The organism is Psychrobacter sp., assembly GCF_030457785.1.
GTDB lineage: Bacteria > Pseudomonadota > Gammaproteobacteria > Pseudomonadales > Moraxellaceae > Psychrobacter.
Window position 1 is genome coordinate 1 of the sequence record NZ_JAKDUI010000237.1, and the last position, 3,784, is coordinate 3,784.

Sequence of the window (3,784 nt, forward strand, 5' to 3'; positions counted from 1 at the left end):
TTTTAGCAGTTAATCTCTATTTGTAAGTGTTCTTATTTATTGGGGGGATTACCCTAGATACTGAAGCACCCAAAAACCAAGCGCAAATATCGGCGTGGCAGATAACAACGAATCGATACGATCCAACACTCCGCCGTGTCCAGGCAACACTGTTCCCGAATCTTTTACTTGAGCGCGGCGCTTAAGCATCGACTCAAATAGATCACCGAGCACTGAGACCAAGATCGTTAGCACCGACAATGCTATAAAGGCAACTAACGGTATGCCGGACAGCTTTAGTTTAAAGACACTAATAACAATGACGACTAGCAGACCTGTGACCAGACCACCAGCCAGCCCTTCCATGCTCTTATTCGGTGAGACGTTCGGTGCCATCTTGCGCCGACCAATTTTGCGGCCGACAAAATAAGCCCCACTATCAGCACACCATACTAATAGAAACACATACAACAGCCACCATGCTGATAGCTGCCACAGGTAAAACATTGCTGTAATGGATGCGGTTAAAATCACGGTTCCCATGACTGCCAGTTTTTTGCCATACCAGCTGGTATGAGTGGGATAACCCTTCACCCAAAACAGCGCCATCAACCATATCACCAGTGACGCTGCCCACCAAAACAACCAAGTGACTTTAAAAACAAGCGACACTAGTGTTAATACCAACACTAAAACGACGAATAACGCCGGTTGACGCCATCTAGGCATCAGTTTGGTCCACTCGTGGGCTGCTATAATCACACCAATTGCTAAAAGCGGTGCAAATAAAACAGGCGATTGGCTAGCAAACATTGCAATACCAACGATAATAACGAGAACAATTGCCGTCTTAATTCGTTGCCACATATTTATCTAGCCTTATAATATTAAAAAACGCTTATTCAAAAAATGCATTATAGCAGCTAAGCTAAGACAGCTCACAAATAACAGTTGCCACCAACATCTTCTAAATATTGACACACAGTCGGTATAAAAGCAGTCTGCTCACTCACTGTCCGCTCTAGTCTAATTATCAGACATATTTTATTGCAAGTAGTGTAGTAAAGAGCCAATCAACACTGCTTCATTATTTCATAAGCAAACTGTCTTAACCACTTATAATCAGCTATCGACCTTTTAAATCACAAGACAACGAGACTTTAAGGATAAAATAGCAAAAATTTAAAGGTAAAATAACGAAAAGATAAAATACAGGCATCAGGCCTAAACCCCCAACTCTAATCCTGATGTGTTAGGGTTAAAAACCTACTTAGCTGTCGTATGATCACTTACTAACATGATCACCTACTACCTGCTCACTGGTTTTACCAAAGCGACGCTGGCGCTGACCAAACTCCGCCACCATCTCAGATAACTCGGCAGCTGAGAAATTCGGCCACAATGTCTTGGTGAAAAACAGCTCTGCATAAGCGGACTGCCACAATAAAAAATTTGATATTCGATACTCACCGCCCGTCCGTATCAGCATATCAACCGCTGGCGTATCCGCCAATTGCACATACTTACCAAGCTTTTCTTTGTCGATATCCTCAGCACACAAATCCCCTGACCGCACCTGTTTCGCCAGCTGTTTCGCCGCATGAGCAATATCCCATTGGCCACCATAACTGATAGCGATGACCAAAGTCATGGCCTCAAACTCTGCCGTTTTTTCTTCAGCATCTGCCATCAATGTTTGTAAATCAGAACTTAACTGACTGCGATCCCCGATGAAGCGTAACCGAATTCGATATTCGTACATGCGCGGCATTTGCTCATGAATCGTCGATGTCAACAGCCGCATCAATAGCGCCACCTCACTTGGTGGGCGTTGCCAATTTTCACTAGAAAAGGCAAATACCGTCAATACTTCGATACCAGCATCGACACAGTATTCAACAATAGGGTCTAGTGCATCTTTGCCCGCGACATGTCCTTGGCCTTTGCCCAAATTGTGTGCTTTGCCATAGCGGTTATTACCATCCATAATTATAGCTATGTGATGAGGAAGGATATTAGGAGCCGAAGCGGCTAAAGTAGACATAGGCTAACTTGTTTGTTGTTGAAGTAATTGAATAGTAACCCGTACCATGACAACTAAAAAGTCCAATAAAGACGATTCATAAACCCATCACAATACTGTTCTGGCAATGGCTTTATGACGCTGTTGGATGTGTTACTACATGGACAAAATGCACTGGAACGATAAGCAAATCACTCATCACGAAGCAATAGAACGTAACCTCAATCTAAATAATACGTCCTAGATAACATAATAATAAGCAGCCAATAGCAAAAATGCATCGGCTGCTTATTCGTTGAGATATCATTATTTTCTAACACGTACCTCGGTGACATTAGGCCGTGGTGAACATACACGCATGCGCACTGTCAGTGCTATATAGCACCATGGTTAGTACCATAGTCGAATTGTCAACACGCCCTAGTACTTATACTTCCATAAGCTCGCTTTCTTTTTTGCTTAGGCGACTGTCAATGGTTTCGATATGTTTATCAGTAATTTTCTGAATATCATCGTTAGCACGGCGCTCATCATCTTCTGATATCTCTTTTTCTTTTGCCAAATCTTTGATGTCATTCATCATATCACGGCGGATGTTTCGGATAGAAACACGGCTATTTTCAGCTTCTCCACGCGCCAGTTTTTGCATATCGCGACGTGTTTCTTCTGTCAATGCCGGCATGGGTACACGAATCACATCTGCCGTCATTGGGTTTAAGCCAAGGTCTGCTTCGCGAATCGCCTTATCAACCGCTTGTACCATGGTACGATCAAACGGCTGAACCAACAACGTGCGTGAATCTTCTACATTGACGCTGGCAACTTGGTTTAGCGGTGTGTCTGCACCATAATAGCTGACCATCACGCCAGACAGCATACCAGGATGTGCACGACCTGTACGTACCTTGCTAAAAGTGCTTTCAAGCGCTTCCAAGGTTTTTTTCATGCGTGCTTCGCCGTCTTGCTTGATCTCTTTAATCATTATGTATCCTTATTTACCACTATCAGTAAATCAATCATTATTGTTAATTAGATGGTTATTGGCTGTATGTCATTTCGTCTCTGACACCTAAATGAAGTATCAAAAATTAAGCATCGCCTAATGATAGACGCGAGTACCTTCGTTTTCACCCATGACGACGTTTAATAGCGCATTGGGTTTGGTCATATCGAACACTTGTAACGGAACATTGTGCTCACGGCATAACGCAATAGCGGTCAGGTCCATCACGCCAAGCTTTTGCTCTAATACCTCATCAAAGGTCAATCCATCATATTTTTTAGCATCATCATGTACGCTTGGGTCTTTGTCGTATACACCGTCAACCTTAGTTGCTTTTAAGATCAAACCTGCTTCAACTTCAATACCCCGCAAGCAAGCAGCGGTATCAGTCGTGAAGAATGGGTTGCCAGTACCAGCGACAAAGATACAAACTTCACCATTTCCTAAATAGCGAATGGCATTACGACTGCTGTAGCTTTCAGTGACCTCACCAATTGGTAGTGCTGACATCAAACGCGTCTTAATATTACGACGCTCAAGGGCGTCACGCATCGCCAAACCGTTCATAACCGTGGCAAGCATACCCATCTGATCACCAGTAACACGGCCGACCAAGCCTTCTTTTTGTAACTGAGCCCCTCGGTATAAATTACCACCGCCAACCACGATCCCCACTTGTACGCCTAAACCACGCAAATGCGCGATCGATAAGCTCATCTTGTCGAGCACTTCGGTATCAATACCCATGTCTTTGCCACCCGCTAAGGCTTCGCCAGAGA

The 3,784-nt window shown here is 43.8% G+C and carries 4 protein-coding genes; all 4 read right to left on the bottom strand.

Annotated features, from left to right (window positions below):
- Nucleotides 1-48: 48 nt before the first annotated feature.
- The gene (locus L0J61_RS09900) at nucleotides 49-846 is read right to left on the bottom strand and encodes a phosphatidate cytidylyltransferase (RefSeq protein WP_301466279.1); all 798 of its coding nucleotides are present in this window, start codon (nucleotides 844-846) and stop codon (nucleotides 49-51) included.
- 418 nt (nucleotides 847-1,264) lie between these two features.
- Nucleotides 1,265-2,023 (bottom strand): polyprenyl diphosphate synthase, encoded by a 759-nt coding sequence (uppS, locus tag L0J61_RS09905; protein WP_301466280.1) that lies wholly within the window; start codon nucleotides 2,021-2,023, stop codon nucleotides 1,265-1,267.
- A 406-nt stretch (nucleotides 2,024-2,429) separates the two neighbouring features.
- Nucleotides 2,430-2,984, bottom strand: coding sequence for a ribosome recycling factor (gene frr / locus L0J61_RS09910; protein WP_301466281.1), 555 nt, complete (start codon nucleotides 2,982-2,984; stop codon nucleotides 2,430-2,432).
- A 117-nt stretch (nucleotides 2,985-3,101) separates the two neighbouring features.
- Nucleotides 3,102-3,784 (bottom strand): UMP kinase (gene pyrH, locus L0J61_RS09915; protein WP_301466282.1); only part of this gene is annotated, 683 nt, incomplete at its 5' end.